The sequence below is a fragment of the Niallia circulans genome (assembly GCF_007273535.1).
GTDB classification, from domain to species: domain Bacteria; phylum Bacillota; class Bacilli; order Bacillales; family Cytobacillaceae; genus Niallia; species Niallia circulans_B.
The window spans coordinates 135,777-152,306 of sequence record NZ_RIBP01000001.1; the positions used below are offsets into that span (position 1 = coordinate 135,777).

A 16,530-nucleotide genomic window follows, 5' to 3' on the forward strand; every position below is an offset into this window, starting at 1 on the left:
TTTGTTAATGTATTTTGTAAAACAATTTTATAAAATATATTTACATAATAAGTCCTGTTAAGCAAATAGTCAATCATTAGAAAAGAAAAAGTTGGCAGAAGGTTTTTGACAAAGCTGTGATTGTATACACATATATGATATATTTAATGTGCTAACATAAAGGTTTTTTATAAAATTAGTTTGTAAAATGGGGTCTTATCATGGAAAATAACATCACATTTAAAGATATAAAAAAAAGTAATTACTCCTCGATCTATCATCTAATCTATCAGTATGAGAAGCTTTCCAAGCAAGAAGTAGCGAATCAGCTTAATCTAAGCTTGCCAACAGTTACCCAAAACCTTGTTCGTTTAGAAAATGAAGGACTAATAGAAAAGAGCGGGCAATTTGAATCCTCTGTTGGAAGGCGGGCTGCTGCATATGCGATTTGCCCGCAAGCAAGAGTCAGCATAGGTGTGGAGATTGAAAAAAAATCGGTGCAAATAGTGGCGATTGATTTGCGTGGACATGCTTTTCAGCAAGAGAAAATAGTGATGGAATATGCAGAAGAGGAGCATTATTATAAAAGCTTAAGTCAAGCAGTACAGGCCTTTATTTCGAATCTTCAAGTACAGACAGAACAGGTTCTGGGAATTGGCTTTGCTGTTCAGGGGTTAACATCGACCAATGGACAAAATATTACGTATGGAAAAATATTAATTTCGACAGGATTAAAAATCGACGTATTTGCCCAATATCTTCCTTATTCATGTAGTTTTTTGCATGATGCTAAATGTGCTGCAACGACAGAGCTCTGGGTAAGAGACGATATTGGCGATGCTGTCTATCTTTCAATTGGTCCCCATCTTGGTGGAGCAATAATTATTAATGGACAAATCTATATGGGAAAAGAAGGCCATAGTGGCACTGTTGAGCATATGACAGTAAATGCTGAGGGTCCCGCCTGCTACTGCGGGAAAAGGGGATGTATGGAAACATATAGCTCTGTTAATGCATTGCTGAAAGAGGAGGAGTCATTACCATTCTTCTTCGAAAAAGTCCGTTCAAAGGTCCCTGCCTATACAAATAGGTGGGATGCCTTTTTAGAGTATTTAGCCATTTCTATTAACAATATCCACCTTGTCCTTAATAGAGATTTTATATTAGGAGGACATTTATCAGCTTACTTAACGGAAGAGGATATAAATACTCTACATGAAAAAGCAAATGAAAAAACAGCGTTCCCAAGCAATGAAGCATTTATATTTATAAGTCGTTCTGCCGCAAACGGTGTACCTGTGGGTGCTGCTATTCCATTCATACAGACATTTTTGAACACAATTTAGAAAAAAACAAGACAGCAAGCCAGATACTTCACTGTGTCTAGCCTTCCTGTCTTTTTTTTTGCATAATGTGCTTGGAAACGCTCTGTTTTAATTCTGCTTCCTTTAATTTTGGTGTTACCCTTATTATTCTCTTTTAAATTTAACTGATTCCGATTGTCTTGATATTTTTAAAATGTTTATAGGCCTGTTCTCGCAGCATTTCTCCATACGAATATCTAAATATTCTTCCTTCAATTTTTTGAGCAATTTAAGAATATCAGTCTCAATATTTTTTTGATTGTTTCCTCATAATCCTCGAATGCATTTGCTTGTCCACAACTTTTTTTTTGCCCTCCGTTTCTCGAGATTTCCGTAATATAAATGTCAAAGGATGGGACTTTTCTTGCTTGCGCTTTTGCTAATTAGTATTAGCGTTTGAGGGTGTTTTGGTAAGATATATGAAAAATTAGAAAACTTTCCAATCCCTAGTTGACAGATGGGTGAAATAAGTATAAATTACGAATTAGAAAACTTAATTTTAAAAATTTTATAATAATGACGCTGATCAGATAACTGAAAGCTGCTACCTTTTTCTTAAAAAGTTGGCAGCTTTTTTTTATAAAAAAAGGGGGAGCTCTAACTATGAAAAGAAAAAAGATATCATTTTTTAAGACAACTGCACTAATATTGGCCGTTTTCGTAACCCTTGCTGGGTGCAGCAGTTCGGAAAGCAGCGGGGAAAGCTTTGATTCCAAAAAAGTAGAATTATTGAATGTTTCCTATGATCCAACGAGAGAGCTGTATGAAGAATATAACAAAGCGTTTGCAGACTATTGGAATGAAAAAACAGGGCAGGATGTAACCGTTCAACAGTCACATGGCGGATCAGGCAAACAAGCACGAGCTGTCATTGATGGGATTGAAGCAGATGTCGTGACATTGGCTCTAGCTGGAGATATTGATGCGATTGTGAAGGAAAGAGGAATTATCTCAGAGGATTGGCAATCGAAGCTGGAGAATAACTCGACTCCATATACTTCGACTATCGTGTTTTTAGTAAGAAAGGGTAATCCAAAGAATATTCAAGATTGGGATGACTTAATTAAGGACGATGTTTCTGTTATTACTCCAAATCCAAAAACATCAGGCGGTGCCCGTTGGAATTATCTTGCAGCATGGGCGTATGCTGACAAACAATTTAATGGAGACGAAACGAAAATTAAAGATTTTGTGAAAAAGCTTTTTTCAAATGTCGCAGTTCTTGATTCAGGAGCACGCGATTCAACTAACACATTTGTACAACGGGAGATTGGTGATGTGTTAATTGCTTGGGAGAACGAAGCGTACTTAGCTATTAATGAATTAGGGAAGGAAAACTTTGAAATTGTTAGCCCATCCTTGAGTATACTAGCAGAGCCGCCAGTTGCTGTAGTTGATGATATTGCTAAGAAAAAAGGAACAACCGAAGTTGCTACAGAGTACTTAAAATATTTATACAGTGAAACAGGCCAAGAAATTGCAGCGAAAAACTACTATCGTCCTCGTGATAAGGATGTACTGGCAAAATATGCTGACCAATTTGAAGATATTGATTTAGTGACAATTGATGATGATTTTGGCGGTTGGACAAAAGCTCAGGAAACACATTTTGCTGATGGAGGCACATTCGACGAAATTTACGTTCCATCAAACTAATCAATTATCATCATTACCTGTTTCACAAGCGTGGAAAGGTAATGATGATTTACGATTCTTTACAATAAAAGAGGTGAGTAAATGAGGAAAGAAACGAAGCAAAGAAAAGTGAAAAGAAGTAATGTTCTTCCTGGCTTTGGCCTTTCGTTAGGATATACGATGCTATATATAAGCATCCTTGTTATATTGCCATTGTTTATGATATTTTTTAACACCACTAAAATGGGCTGGAGTGAGTTTTGGGATACTGTCCTTGATCCTCGAGTTGTTGCTTCTTATAAATTAAGCTTCGGAGCATCATTTACAGCTGCATTAATCAATGTTGTATTCGGTGTTCTCCTTGCATGGGTGCTTGTCCGGTATCCATTTCCGGGGAAAAGAATTGTGGACGGTCTTGTGGATTTACCTTTTGCACTGCCAACAGCAGTTGCTGGGATTGCTTTGACTACTTTATACGCACCAAATGGATGGATTGGAAGTCTGCTTGGCTTTAAAGTGGCCTTTACGCCTATCGGTGTAACGATTGCACTGACTTTCATTGGCTTGCCGTTTGTTGTGAGAATGGTTCAGCCAGTTTTGCAAAATCTTGAGCGGGAAGTAGAGGAAGCATCAGCGAGTCTTGGAGCTTCTAGACTTCAAACCTTTACAAGGGTCATCTTTCCAGAGCTGCTTCCCTCCATTCTGGCAGGTTTCACGTTAGCATTTGCCAGATCTTTAGGAGAATATGGATCAGTTGTTTTTATCGCAGGCAATATGCCGATGAAAACGGAAATAACCCCATTACTGATAATTACAAAGCTGGAACAATACGATTATACAGGGGCGACAGCAATTGCTTCTGTAATGTTGTTTGTGTCCTTCCTTTTGCTTTTCTTTATAAACCTTTTACAGTGGTGGACAAACAGGAATATGACAGCAAATTAAGAAAGGAGGAGAAACATTGGCAGGAAATGTACCATTACAACCAAACACAGCACCAGCCTATCAAAAGAAAGCGGCTGCATCAGAGCCAGCTTGGGTGCGAACTATTTTAATCACCATATCACTTGTTTTTTTAGGATTGTTTCTAGTTCTTCCATTAATCACTATTTTCATTCAAGCATTTGATCAGGGTGTGCAGGTCTATCTTGCTGCAATCACGGATCCTGAAGCAATGTCAGCAATTAAGCTGACATTATTAGTTGTTGTTATTGCAGTCCCTTTGAATGCCATTTTTGGTGTGGCTGCAGCTTGGGCTGTTTCCAAGTTCCAGTTTAGAGGTAAGAATTTGCTGATTACCATTATCGACTTACCGTTTGCAGTGTCGCCAGTTATTGCTGGTTTAGTATTTGTCCTGTTATTCAGTACACACGGCTTGTTTGGAGAATGGCTCTATGCTCATGACATTAAAATAATCTTTGCTGTGCCGGGAATTGTTCTTGCTACCATTTTTGTAACATTACCATTTGTAGCACGGGAATTGATTCCATTAATGCAAGCTCAAGGGACATCAGAAGAAGAGGCTTCTCTGACACTGGGTGCAAATGGCTGGAAAACCTTTTGGTATGTGACCATTCCAAATATAAAATGGGGCTTGCTATATGGAATTATCCTGTGTAACGCAAGGGCGATTGGCGAGTTTGGCGCAGTATCCGTAGTGTCAGGACATATCAGGGGCTTAACAAATACAATGCCTCTTCATATTGAAATTTTATATGGGGAGTATCAGTTTGCAGCCGCCTTTGCAGTTGCCACATTAATGTCTATTTTAGCAATTATTACATTGATTATAAAAAGTGTGCTGGAGTGGAAAACAAAAAAACAATTCAGCAATTTGTAAAGAAGCAAAGGGGTGGTTGGATATGAGTATTGTCATTGATAATGTTTCAAAATCATTTGGCTCTTTTCAAGCATTACAGGATATAGATTTGGAAATCCAAACAGGAGAGCTTGTCGCATTATTAGGTCCGTCCGGATCTGGGAAGACGTCACTGTTAAGAATTATTGCTGGTTTAGAATATGCCGATGAAGGCTCGATCTATTTTGGCAGTGATGAAATAACCGATATAAATACTAAAGACAGAAAGGTAGGCTTTGTTTTTCAACATTATGCACTGTTTCGTCATATGAATGTGTTTGATAACATTGCCTACGGTTTGAAGGTCAGGCCGAAAAACACAAGACCAGCTAAGAAGGAAATAGAAAAAAAAGTGAATGAACTGCTGCAGCTAGTTAAATTGGAAGAACTGGCAAAGCGTTATCCTGCCCAGCTGTCAGGTGGACAGAAGCAGCGTGTTGCTCTTGCACGTGCTTTGGCTGTCGAACCGAAAGTATTGCTTTTGGATGAACCATTTGGAGCTTTAGATGCAAAGGTCAGAAAGGATTTAAGACGCTGGTTAAGAAATCTTCATAATGAATTCAATATCACCAGTATTTTCGTTACACATGATCAAGAGGAAGCGCTTGATGTAGCGGACAGAATTGTCGTGATGAATAACGGGAAGGTGGAACAAATCGGCTCACCTGAGGAAGTGTATGAGCATCCGAAAAACCCATTTGTATATGATTTCCTTGGAAATGTTAATTTGTTTCATGGCAGACTTGATAACGGAAAGCTAAGTCAAGGTAATGCTCAGTTTCCAGTTCCAGGAGTTCAGCATGAACAGGACCAGCAAGCAATTGGGTATGTCCGACCACATGATATAAATATAACAAAAGATGAAAGTGGTCAGGATTCTATCAAAGCAACGATTACACATATTCACGTTGTTGGTCCTATTGTCCATATTGAGTTGAAAAGAACCGACAATGACGAGTTTTTAGAAGCAGAAATAACAAAGGAGCTATATCGTACACTTGGCTTGCAAACAAAGGAAAATGTATATGTTAGACCAAGTCAGCTGAAGGTGTTTTTTCCTGACGATTACTCTATATGATAGGATGAGGCTGCATTTTGCAGCTTTTTTGTTGTGTTAGCTATACTCTTCCTCGATAAAATTGCTCGTTGCTTGTCTGCGTTTTTCCATTAGTCTATTCTTAAAGGAAGGGGTTGTGATTATGGATAATAATACGAAGTTCAATGGAAAGGCGAAGGTGTATGCAGCATACCGACCAGACTATCCAAAGCAGCTGTTGAATGATTTAATCTCCGAGTGTGAGCTAAGTATAAATTCAACAGTAGCTGATATTGGCGCAGGAACCGGGATTCTAACAAAACAGCTTTTAGATTTAGAGCTAACGGTATTTGCTGTTGAACCAAACGAAGATATGCGGCAAGCTGCGATAGAATTGCTAAAAGACTACAAATGCAATACTTTAGTTAATGGAGCGGCAGAAAACACGACATTACCTCCAAATAGTGTTGATCTAGTTACAGCGGCTCAAAGTTTTCATTGGTTTAATAAAGAAGAATTTCATAAAGAATGTCAAAGAATACTTAAGAAGGGTGGAAAAGTCGCTATAATCGCAAATGAACGGATAGATGAAGCATCAGTGAACTTGGAAATTGCCGATGTATTTAGACGTTATTGTCCAAAATTTAACGGCTTTTCGAATGGGTTGAATGGTTCACAGGAGGTTTATGACTCTTTCTTTAATAGAAATTACCAGGAAATAATATATGAATATCCGTTAAAGTATAATAAATCAACTTTTATTGGCAGACATTTATCCTCATCATTTGCCTTAAAGGAAGGGGATAAGCAATTCTCTATGCTTGTTGAAGCATTAGCCGCTATATTTGACAAGTATGGCGAAAACGGACTGTTATATATGCCTAATGTAACAAAATGCAGATACGGCGCAATTCTGGCAAAATAGCAAAAAAGTCAAGAAATTCTCCAAGTATCTATGAGGGCTTTTTCAATTGCCTGTATTGCTTGCTGCTCATCCGCACCATCTGCCCAAATCTTAAAGGTTGTGCCAGGTTTTATTTCCAAAGACATGACGTCCATAATTGCTGCGGGCGAATTTTTGAGACAAACAGATCGACCTTTATATTCTAAATAGATACTGGATTGGAACAAGGACGCTGTGTTAATTAATAAGCATGTAGGCCGGGCAAATCCCGTGATGGCAATAATGTTAAATCGCATTTCGGTCAATTTCTAGTTCCTCCTGTTATTATGTTAATTATTATTTTCATTATCGTATAGGATAAAAGGAAAGTGATAACCCATTTATCGCAAAAGGTTGCCTATTACTATCACAGCTATTATCGAATCGTAGTAAATCCTTTATAATGCAAGTAGTTAAATGAAAAGGAGACAGTTATGACAGTGCAAACGACAAATCAATTGAGTGAATTAGGCAAGCTTGTTGAGCGTTTTACAAAGGAAGAAGGTTTAAATAATACTGCTGTGCCGTCTTTGTTTTTTATTCGCGAGTCTCAAGTTACAGAGCCAATACATGCAGTCTTTAAGCCATCGATTTGTATTATTCTTCAAGGCGAAAAAGAGGTCCTGCTTGCTCAGGAACGCTTTCAGTACGGACCACAGGATTATATTGTTTCATCTGTTCATTTACCTGTTGTTGGGCAAGTAATCAAGGCTGCTAAAGATGCTCCGTATTTAGCCTTCAAGCTTGAGTTCACAGCGAGAGATATATTTGGCTTGATAAGCGATCCTAACAGCCAATTGGAAAGAAAGAAGAATATGAATAGAGCCATGTATATTAGCAAGGCAGACCATTCATTGTTAGATGCAGCAACAAGGCTTGGCCAATTGTTGGAAAAACCAGAGCATATACCAGTGCTTGCGCCATTATACAAAAAAGAAATATTGTATCTGGTCTTACAAGGTCCACATGGAGCCACCCTGCGGCAAATGGCGATAGAAGGCAGCCAAACGTATCGAATCAGCGAAGTGATTGACCATATTAAGCTAAATTATGTCAGTGCCTTTCGCATAGAAGATCTTGCAGATAAGGCAAACATGAGTGTGGCAACACTTCATCGTTACTTTAAACAGGTGACAGCAATGAGTCCGATACAATTTCAAAAGAACCTAAGGCTGCAGGAAGCAAGGCGAAGATTACTGGCAGAATCTACCGACGCAGCCGAAGTAGCATTTCAAGTTGGCTATGAAAGCCCGTCCCAATTCAGTCGTGAATATTCGAGGATGTTTGGACTTCCGCCAAAAGAAGATATAAAACAGTTAAGAGCGAATCCTGTCCAAAGTAAAAATGCATAAGTCATACAAAAAATGTGGAGAATATTCATTCAACCACATTTTTTTTGTATTTGCTTCCCTTTATAGGTAATAATAATTGCCGAAAACACTATAATTTGGTATGATAACTAACGACCGTTCGTTAAGGTGGGTCGCGACAAAAATAATGATTTCATCATTTTAGGGAAGTGAGTTCACATGCAAAAACCAATTAAGGAACAAAAAATGGTATTAATCATTTTATTAAGTAATCTTTTCATCGTATTTTTAGGAATTGGTTTAATCATTCCAGTAATGCCTTCATTCATGAACATGATGCATATAACAGGAAGTACGATGGGCTATCTTGTTGCTGTATTTGCTTTTGCCCAGTTGATTGTGTCTCCGTTTGCAGGCAGATGGGTAGATAGTATTGGCAGAAAGAAGATGATTGTTTTTGGTTTAGTGATATTTGGAATCTCAGAGTTGATTTTCGGACTGGGAACCAATGTTTCCGTGTTATATATATCAAGAATACTAGGCGGAATCAGTGCTGCCTTCATCATGCCTGCTGTAACAGCATATGTAGCCGATATTACGACAATACAAGATAGGTCAAAAGCGATGGGCTATGTTTCTGCCGCCATCAGCACTGGGTTTATCATAGGACCAGGTGCAGGGGGCTTTATCGCTGATTTTGGAATCCGCGTGCCGTTTTTCTTCGCAGCAGTGATTGCCTTTTTAGCAGCGTTCACCTCTGTCTTTATCTTAAAAGAACCATTGTCTAAGAGTGAGCTTGCAGAACTTGCCGCAAATACGCAGAAGTCTAATTTCTTTAAAGACTTAAAGAAATCGACTCAACCGATTTATTTAATTGCTTTTATTATTGTCTTTGTCCTAGCCTTTGGTTTATCAGCCTATGAAACAGTGTTTAGCCTGTTTTCTGATCATAAGTTTGGATTTACACCGAAGGATATTGCCACAATTATTACAATCAGTTCAATATTTGCTGTTATTGTGCAGATTCTTTGGTTCGGAAAATTGGTAAATAAGCTTGGAGAGAAAGCAGTCATCCAGCTTTGCTTAATCATCGGTGCTGTTTTAGCGTTTGCATCAACGATTATGTCTGGATTTATTGCTGTTTTGCTTGTTACCTGCTTTATCTTCCTGGCCTTTGATTTGCTGCGGCCAGCTCTGACGACTTTTCTGTCAAAAACAGCGGGTAAACAACAAGGCTTTGTGGCAGGAATGAACTCAACCTACACAAGTTTAGGAACAATTTTCGGTCCAGCACTTGGTGGAATATTATTTGATATCAATATCAATTTTCCATTCCTGTTTGCAGGTGTTGTAATGATTGTTGGCTTGGGTCTTACGATGATTTGGAAAGAGAAAGCCGATGGTGTAGTTTACGATGTTTCGAATAATACTGATTAAACCTCCGCTTTTGTAGTGGAGGTTTTTTTTATAATTAGAGAATGTAAAAGAGAGTGGTTAATAGCCTTTTTAAGCTGAAATTGCCAGAAATAAATTAGAAAATATAAATATTATTGCTCATCTATTTACAAATATATACTGAATCAAGAAAAGGATAGGAGCAGGTTTCATTGCTAAAAATGTGACCTGCTCTTTTTTCATGGATTAATATTAGATACACTGTAAAATCCATAGAACTTACTTCCAAGCTATTGCCCTTAAATCCAGGAGGATTAAAATGAAAGAAAAGCAAATATAATAAAATGGCAGCGTTTTCTTTATGCTGGTATATAGAAAGGCGGGTAAGATTAAATGAAAAAAACGGCGCATATTATCTCCCACACCCATTGGGACAGGGAATGGTACCTGCCTTTTGAACAGCATCGTTATTATTTCATAAATTTGATGAATAATTTGTTAGAGCAGTTTAAACAAGAGGGAAATGCATTTCAGTCATTCCATCTTGATGGCCAAACTGTTCTGTTGGAGGATTATTTTGCTGTTCATCCGGAAAATCGGGAGTCTGTTACACAATTAATTAACGAAGGAAAGCTGCATATTGGGCCATGGTATGTTCTGCAGGATGCGTTTTTAACAAGCTCAGAAGCAAATGTGCGAAACCTGCAAATCGGGTTACATGATGCGAAACAGTACGGGCATGTATCAAAAATCGGCTATTTCCCTGACACCTTTGGCATATACGGGCAAGCACCACAGCTTTTAAAGCAAGCGGGGATTGATACGGCTGCCTTTGGAAGAGGAGTAAAACCAACTGGCTTTGATAATATGGTGTCAGATTCTCCAAACTTTGAATCACCTTATTCAGAGATGATTTGGAAATCACCAGATGGCTCCAATGTCTTGGGGATTTTATTTGCTAATTGGTATTCAAACGGAAATGAAATACCTGTTGTTGAAGAGGAAGCGAAAATATACTGGAACCGAAAATTACAGGATGCCGAAAAGTATGCTTCCACCAATCAGTTATTGTTTATGAACGGATGTGATCACCAGCCGCTCCAACATACAATTCCGCAGGCCATTAATGCTGCCGAGTCTCTTTTTCCTGATTATACCTTTAAGCATTCAAGCTTTGATGAATATATAACAGCTTTAAAAGAAAACCTGCCTGAGCAGCTGCAGGTCATAGAAGGTGAATTGCGCAATCAAAGGACAGATGGATGGTCCACTCTTGTTAATACGGCGTCCAGCCGAATTTACTTAAAACAGTGGAATAATCGCTGCCAAACACTTTTAGAAAAGATTGCCGAACCACTTGCTGTGATGGACTTTTTAGCAGGGGGGAAATACCCAAGGGAATATTTGCGCTTTATGTGGAAATCATTGATGAAAAATCATCCGCATGACAGTATCTGCGGCTGCAGTATTGATGAAGTGCACCGTGAGATGGTGACTAGATTTGAAACAGTAGCGCAAATGGGAGAGATATTTGTACAGAAGCATGCAGCACAGCTTGCTGATAAAGTTGATACCTCAGGCGGTCCAGAGGGCGGAATTCCCCTTATCGTTTTGAATACAACAGGCTGGGATAAAAACGAAGTTGTTACGAAAACAGTCGATTTGAAAGTAGTGTATTTCTCGGAAATGCATTTTGAACAAATTCCAGCCTATCTTAAAGAGGAAGAGATGTCAGCTTACAGACTTGTTGATGAAGCTGGCGATAATATCGATTGTTTTATGGAGGAACCAATTGTCGAGTTCGGGTACGACTTACCGGATGATAAATTCCGCCAGCCGTATTTTGCCAAACGAGCAAAGCTGTCTTTTTTTGCGGAGGAAATACCTGCATTCGGATACAAAACATTCTATCTTGTTCCGCATGAGCAGTCTGTTGGGGTGATGCAAGCACATTCCGTTAATAACGAAATGGATATGGAGAATGAATATGTTCACATCTTATTTCACGAAGATGGTACATATGATTTAACAGACAAAGCAACAGGAAAGACCTTAACTAAGCTTGGTATTTACGAAAATACTGGTGATGTTGGCAATGAATATATGTTTAAGGAAGCAAATAACCATCCTCCGATAACGACAAAGGGTGTTCGAGCCGAGTTCCAACTCATTGAACGATCAGCTCTTAGAACAGTGCTTGAATTTACACATACTTTAACAATCCCTGCTGCAGCAGATGAGCAACTTGAGATAGAGAGGAACAGCTTGATTTGGCATAAGGAAAGGCAAGCAGGCAGATCTTCCGAAACAAAAACCATCACATTAAGGACAACAGCAACGCTCGAAAAAGGAATGAAGGGCCCAATATTTAAGCTGATAATTGATAATCAAGCAGCAGATCATCGTTTACGTGTTCTTTTTTCAACAAATTTGAAAACGGATACACACTATGCGGATAGTATTTTTGAAATTGCATCACGCCCAAATACACCGGATTCAGAATGGGAAAATCCAAGCTTTTGTCATCATCAGCAGCGTTTTGCCAGCATAGCAGATAACGAGGTCGGTTTAACCGTGGCAACGGATGGACTTCAAGAATATGAAATCTTACAAGCAGATGGAACGCTTGCGGTCACAGTCTTACGTTCGGTTGCAGAATTGGGTGACTGGGGTCATTTTCCGACACCTGAGGCGCAATGTTTAGGTATTCAAGCAGCTGAGTGGCAAGTACTCTTGCATGAAAAGGATGTAATAACCGCGAAGGCATATGTTGATGCGTATCAATATAAGGTTCCCCTTCAGGTTATTCAAACAAATGCACATAAAGGAGCATTGCCAAGGAAATACAGATTTGTGAAGTGGGAGTCAGAGGGACTTGCATGGACGTCAATGAAAGTGGCAGAAGATAGTGATGATGTGATGGTGCGTTGGTATAACCCCGCCTCGTCAAGTGTACATCTGAAAGCATCCTTAGATTCAGCTGCCAATTCCTATCAGAGTACGATTATCGAAGAACAAAGCAATCATACTAGCAATCAGTATGATGTTGCTGGCTATGAAATTATAACAATTGGCTTTCAAAAAGGAGAGAGACTATGACAAGCGCAATTCCAGAATCATTACAAAAATTAATCCAACATGTAAAGGACTATTTTCCTGAGGATGAGAAGCTTCACAAGATGTTTGAACAATGCTTTGTTAATACGTATACAACGACTTTAAAAAAGCAGGCAGACGGAAAAACCTTTGTTGTAACAGGAGATATTCCGGCAATGTGGTTAAGAGATTCGGCTGCGCAAGTGCGTCCATACTTGCTTGCAGCTGAAGATGATGAAGAGCTAGCTGATTTACTCGAAGGTGTCATCCGTCAGCAATTTGCCTTTATTCTGCATGATCCATATGCAAATGCGTTTAATGAAAGCGCAAACGGCAGGGGGCACCAAACAGACCATACCGATATGACACCACATATTTGGGAACGAAAGTACGAAATTGATTCCTTATGTTATCCAATCCAGCTTGCTTATTTATTTTGGAAGTCGACTGGACGTACGGTATTTTTAAAGGAAAGTCTTCAGGAAGTGCTCGAAACTGTTATCCGTGTCTGGCGAACGGAGCAGGATCATGAGAATAACTCTGCCTATTTGTTTGAAAGGGCAGATGTACGTCAATCCGATACATTAGTTCGCCAAGGAAAAGGAGGCCTTGTCGTTCCCACTGGCATGACTTGGAGTGCTTTCCGTCCAAGTGATGATGCCTGCACATACGGCTACCTTGTGCCTGCCAATATGTTCGCTGTTGTTGTGCTTGGATATGCTGCAGAGATTTGTGAAGAGGTGCTGCAGAACGCTTCCTTGAAAGAAGAATCCTTAAAACTGCAGGAGGAAATCAAGAAGGGCATCGAGCAATATGCAAAATTGGAGCATCCCATTTATGGAGAAATGTATGTGTATGAAACAGATGGAAAAGGCGGTGTCCATTTAATGGATGATGCCAATGTGCCAAGCTTGCTGGCAGCACCGTATTTAGGATTCCAACCATTTAATGACCCAACGTATCTCAACACAAGAGATTTTCTGTTAAGCAGGGATAATCCCTATTATTATGAAGGGAAATTCGCGAATGGTATTGGCAGTCCGCATACACCAGACCACTATATTTGGCATATAGCTTTGGCGATTCAAGGAATGACTGCGGTTAGTGAAGAAGAGAAACAGCAAATTTTAACAGCATTCAAAAATACAGACGGCGGTACGCACTTTATGCATGAAGGCTTTAATGCAGATTGTCCTGAGGAATTTACGAGAGATTGGTTTGCGTGGGCTAACACGATGTTCAGCGAATTTGTCCTCAGTTTAACAGGCAAAGCCGTGAAAGGAAGTCCCCTGTATCAACAATTGCAACAAAATACTAGTAAACAATCATAAGCTGTTCTTAAGAAAGGGTGGTGCCGAATGAAAAAAGAACCATGGATGATTGTTGGTTGTGAATGGTTATGGCGGGGCATCTTTGTCAATTTATGCTGGATAGCCTTTACTGCTTTAGGATTAGGAGTTTTTGGGTTTTTTCCTGCTTCTGTTGCCCTGTTTACAATAGTCCGGAAATGGCTGAGAAAAGAATCAGATTTCTCTGTATGGAAAACGTTTAAGGAAGTGTATATGAAAGAGTGGAAGCGAACGAATGGAATAGGCCTTGTGTTTTATAGCATTGGCCTGTTTCTTTATTTGGATCTGAGAATTATTGATAGCTTTATGTCCGGCATGCTTGCAAGCTTTCTCTCTACCATAATATCAATAATGATGCTGTTTTTGTTATTAGTTGTGTGCTATTTCTTCGCCGTCTATGTTCATTATGAGTTATCCAATAAAGAATATATTAAACAATCGCTTCTGTTCACGCTAACAAGTTTACCATCAACAATAGGAATTGCTGCCGGCCTTTTTGTTATTGGCAGCATGATAAATCAGATGCCTGGACTGATCCCGTTTATTTCTGCGGTGGCACCGGCTTTTTGGATGATGAAGGTTTGCCTCAGCAGATTTACCTTTTTAGAAAAAAGGCTGCAACAGCAGTATTAACCAAATTATCTTTTGAAAGAAGGAGGGAACTTTTGTGGAACTGTTCTTAAAAGGCGACACAGCAAATGTCGCTGCAGGTTTAGAATGTATGGCAAAACGATTAAAGGTGGAGCTGACTGCTAATGGTTATCCGATTGACGTGAAGCAGCAGAGGGGACCATTAAGGGTTGTCAATAAAAGTGGTGTTGGTGTAATTACGTTTGAAAAGCCTATCCATTTTTTTCGGGCATTAGGATTATGGCTGGAAAACTATCAAAAAAGCAAGGAGTTCGACAAACAGGAGACGCCACAATTTAAGATGAGCGGTGTCATGCTTGATGCATCGAGAAACGCGGTGCCAACAGTTAACGAAGTGAAAAAGCTGCTAGAACATATGGCGCTCATTGGTCTTGATACGTTAATGCTTTATACAGAGGATACATATGAGGTAAAGGAGTATCCTTATTTTGGATATATGCGGGGAAGATACACTCGTAATGAGCTCAAGGAGTGTGATCTATATGCGGAGATGCTTGGAATTGACATGATACCTTGTATTCAAACATTAGGCCATATGCGGGAGGCCATCAAATGGAATTATGCTTCCACGATCAAAGATACAGACGATATCCTCCTTGTTGATGAACCGAGCACCTATCAGTTTTTAGAAAACTGTCTTAAGGCTGTATCAGAGCCATTTCGCACAAACCGGATTCATATCGGCATGGACGAGACATTTCAGCTCGGCTTAGGGAAATTTTTAGAGAAGCATGGCTATGAACATCATATTGATTTAATGACCCGTCATCTCAAACAGGTTGTTGCGATAACAAACAAGCTTGGGTTAAAACCAATGATCTGGAGCGATATGTATTATCCCTTGTTTGCTGACAACAGCCCGTATATGGATGAGGATGGCAACATTCGGAAAGATATTCTAAGGGATATTCCTGACGTGGAGTATGTTTATTGGAATTATTACCGCAAAGAACAGGAAGTGTATGAAGAGGATATTTACAAGCATAAGCTGCTTGGCGCAAAGCCAATTTTTGCGGGAGGGGCATGGACTTGGAACGGACTTGCGCCAAACTACGGCAAGGCGATTGTTACAACAAATGCAGCACTTCCTGCCTGTAAAAAGGAAGGGATTGATGAAATCTTTGTGACATTATGGGGTGATAACGGAGCAGAAACACCAATTTCAACCGCTTATCCAATGCTGCAACTATTTGCCGAGCACACTTACTGCAAGGATGTGACGATGGATGAAGTAGCAGAGCGTTTCGCCTTTTGCGGTGCAGGAGATTTTGAGGATTTTATGAATTTGAAATTATTAGATGAAACACCTGGTGTTATGGAAGATAACTTGAATTGCTCGATGACATCAAAAGTGCTGCTTTATCAAGATATTTTAATAGGTTTATACGATGAGAATATTCGTAGTCTATCTCTTGGAAAGCACTATCAGCGCGTTATGGAAATGCTCAATAAAGGCAAACAGAAGAACCCGAACTGGGAAGCTTTATTTGATTTTTATGAACAGCTTGCTGCGGTTTTAGCGGACAAAGCCGAAATCGGTATTCAAGTGAAGGCTGCATATGAACATAAAGATTATGAAGAGATGAAGGCACTTCTGCTTATCTTGGATAAAATAAGTGCGAATGTTGACCTGTTAAGACAAAAGCATCGCAGTCTTTGGTTTCAGGCAAACAAGCCATTTGGCTGGGAAGTAATAGATGTTCGTTATGGCGGTGTTTTGGCTCGAATCGCTTCCGCTAAATTCCGATTGCAGGAGTGGATTAATGGGCGGATTTCTTTCATAGAGGAGTTAGAGGAAGTAAGAATGACTCATGAAGGGCCATGGGAAATGGCTGATGGGATAGTCGGCGGCAATGTTTATCATCGTATCGTCACTGCCGGCAGCTTTTCCATTTAATCTTGTTATGTAGGGGT

13 protein-coding genes are annotated in these 16,530 nt (G+C 39.4%); 12 read left to right on the forward strand and 1 reads right to left on the reverse strand.

Features of this window, described 5'->3' with window-relative positions:
• Positions 1-200 precede the first annotated feature (200 nt).
• The 6 genes from CEQ21_RS01635 (at position 201) to CEQ21_RS01660 (ending at position 6,797) form a co-directional block, all read left to right on the forward strand.
• Positions 201-1,325 carry an ROK family transcriptional regulator gene (locus CEQ21_RS01635; protein ID WP_185762956.1) on the forward strand — a complete coding sequence of 375 codons (1,125 nt, stop codon included), beginning with the start codon at positions 201-203 and terminating at the stop codon, positions 1,323-1,325.
• Positions 1,326-1,946: 621 nt separating this feature from the next.
• Positions 1,947-2,999, forward strand: coding sequence for a sulfate ABC transporter substrate-binding protein (locus CEQ21_RS01640; protein WP_185762957.1), 1,053 nt, complete (start codon positions 1,947-1,949; stop codon positions 2,997-2,999).
• A gap of 81 nt (positions 3,000-3,080) precedes the next feature.
• The gene (gene cysT / locus CEQ21_RS01645; RefSeq protein ID WP_185762958.1) at positions 3,081-3,923 is read left to right on the forward strand and encodes a sulfate ABC transporter permease subunit CysT; all 843 of its coding nucleotides are present in this window, start codon (positions 3,081-3,083) and stop codon (positions 3,921-3,923) included.
• Positions 3,924-3,939: 16 nt separating this feature from the next.
• Entirely contained in the window at positions 3,940-4,818 is an 879-nt protein-coding gene (cysW, locus tag CEQ21_RS01650) for a sulfate ABC transporter permease subunit CysW (RefSeq protein WP_185762959.1), read from the forward strand.
• A gap of 22 nt (positions 4,819-4,840) precedes the next feature.
• A complete protein-coding gene (locus CEQ21_RS01655; protein ID WP_185762960.1) occupies positions 4,841-5,914 on the forward strand; it encodes a sulfate/molybdate ABC transporter ATP-binding protein in 1,074 nt (357 codons plus the stop codon).
• 121 nt (positions 5,915-6,035) lie between these two features.
• Complete coding sequence (locus tag CEQ21_RS01660) at positions 6,036-6,797, forward strand: class I SAM-dependent methyltransferase (RefSeq protein ID WP_185762961.1); 762 nt, start codon at positions 6,036-6,038, stop codon at positions 6,795-6,797.
• A gap of 8 nt (positions 6,798-6,805) precedes the next feature.
• On the opposite strand, the gene CEQ21_RS01665 is transcribed toward CEQ21_RS01660, so the two are convergent.
• A complete protein-coding gene (locus tag CEQ21_RS01665) occupies positions 6,806-7,072 on the reverse strand; it encodes an HPr family phosphocarrier protein (RefSeq protein WP_185764047.1) in 267 nt (88 codons plus the stop codon).
• Between the two features lie 177 nt (positions 7,073-7,249).
• Here CEQ21_RS01665 and CEQ21_RS01670 point away from each other — a divergent pair, with 177 nt between their 5' ends.
• The 6 genes from CEQ21_RS01670 to CEQ21_RS01695 all read left to right on the forward strand — a co-directional run bounded on the left by CEQ21_RS01670 (position 7,250) and on the right by CEQ21_RS01695 (position 16,513).
• Positions 7,250-8,167 carry an AraC family transcriptional regulator gene (locus tag CEQ21_RS01670; RefSeq protein WP_185762962.1) on the forward strand — a complete coding sequence of 306 codons (918 nt, stop codon included), beginning with the start codon at positions 7,250-7,252 and terminating at the stop codon, positions 8,165-8,167.
• A gap of 177 nt (positions 8,168-8,344) precedes the next feature.
• Entirely contained in the window at positions 8,345-9,562 is a 1,218-nt protein-coding gene (locus CEQ21_RS01675) for an MFS transporter (protein WP_185762963.1), read from the forward strand.
• A gap of 351 nt (positions 9,563-9,913) precedes the next feature.
• Positions 9,914-12,619, forward strand: coding sequence for an alpha-mannosidase (locus tag CEQ21_RS01680; protein ID WP_185762964.1), 2,706 nt, complete (start codon positions 9,914-9,916; stop codon positions 12,617-12,619).
• Entirely contained in the window at positions 12,616-13,947 is a 1,332-nt protein-coding gene (locus tag CEQ21_RS01685) for a glycoside hydrolase family 125 protein (RefSeq protein ID WP_185762965.1), read from the forward strand. Before CEQ21_RS01680 ends, CEQ21_RS01685 begins: the two co-directional genes overlap by 4 nt.
• 27 nt (positions 13,948-13,974) lie before the next feature.
• Positions 13,975-14,598 (forward strand): YesL family protein, encoded by a 624-nt coding sequence (locus tag CEQ21_RS01690; protein WP_185762966.1) that lies wholly within the window; start codon positions 13,975-13,977, stop codon positions 14,596-14,598.
• Positions 14,599-14,632: 34 nt separating this feature from the next.
• Complete coding sequence (locus tag CEQ21_RS01695; protein WP_185762967.1) at positions 14,633-16,513, forward strand: beta-N-acetylhexosaminidase; 1,881 nt, start codon at positions 14,633-14,635, stop codon at positions 16,511-16,513.
• The last annotated feature ends 17 nt before the right edge of the window (positions 16,514-16,530 follow it).

What these genes read in the sequence shown, in the direction of transcription:
- CEQ21_RS01640 (WP_185762957.1), top strand. Translation starts at nt 1,947, where the DNA reads ATGAAAAGAAAAAAGATATCATTTTTTAAGACAACTGCACTAATATTG.
- CEQ21_RS01685 (WP_185762965.1), top strand. Translation starts at nt 12,616, where the DNA reads ATGACAAGCGCAATTCCAGAATCATTACAAAAATTAATCCAACATGTA.
- CEQ21_RS01675 (WP_185762963.1), top strand. Translation starts at nt 8,345, where the DNA reads ATGCAAAAACCAATTAAGGAACAAAAAATGGTATTAATCATTTTATTA.
- CEQ21_RS01655 (WP_185762960.1), top strand. Translation starts at nt 4,841, where the DNA reads ATGAGTATTGTCATTGATAATGTTTCAAAATCATTTGGCTCTTTTCAA.
- CEQ21_RS01670 (WP_185762962.1), top strand. Translation starts at nt 7,250, where the DNA reads ATGACAGTGCAAACGACAAATCAATTGAGTGAATTAGGCAAGCTTGTT.
- CEQ21_RS01635 (WP_185762956.1), top strand. Translation starts at nt 201, where the DNA reads ATGGAAAATAACATCACATTTAAAGATATAAAAAAAAGTAATTACTCC.
- CEQ21_RS01665 (WP_185764047.1), bottom strand. Translation starts at nt 7,072, where the DNA reads ATGCGATTTAACATTATTGCCATCACGGGATTTGCCCGGCCTACATGC.
- CEQ21_RS01680 (WP_185762964.1), top strand. Translation starts at nt 9,914, where the DNA reads ATGAAAAAAACGGCGCATATTATCTCCCACACCCATTGGGACAGGGAA.
- cysT (WP_185762958.1), top strand. Translation starts at nt 3,081, where the DNA reads ATGAGGAAAGAAACGAAGCAAAGAAAAGTGAAAAGAAGTAATGTTCTT.
- CEQ21_RS01660 (WP_185762961.1), top strand. Translation starts at nt 6,036, where the DNA reads ATGGATAATAATACGAAGTTCAATGGAAAGGCGAAGGTGTATGCAGCA.
- CEQ21_RS01690 (WP_185762966.1), top strand. Translation starts at nt 13,975, where the DNA reads ATGAAAAAAGAACCATGGATGATTGTTGGTTGTGAATGGTTATGGCGG.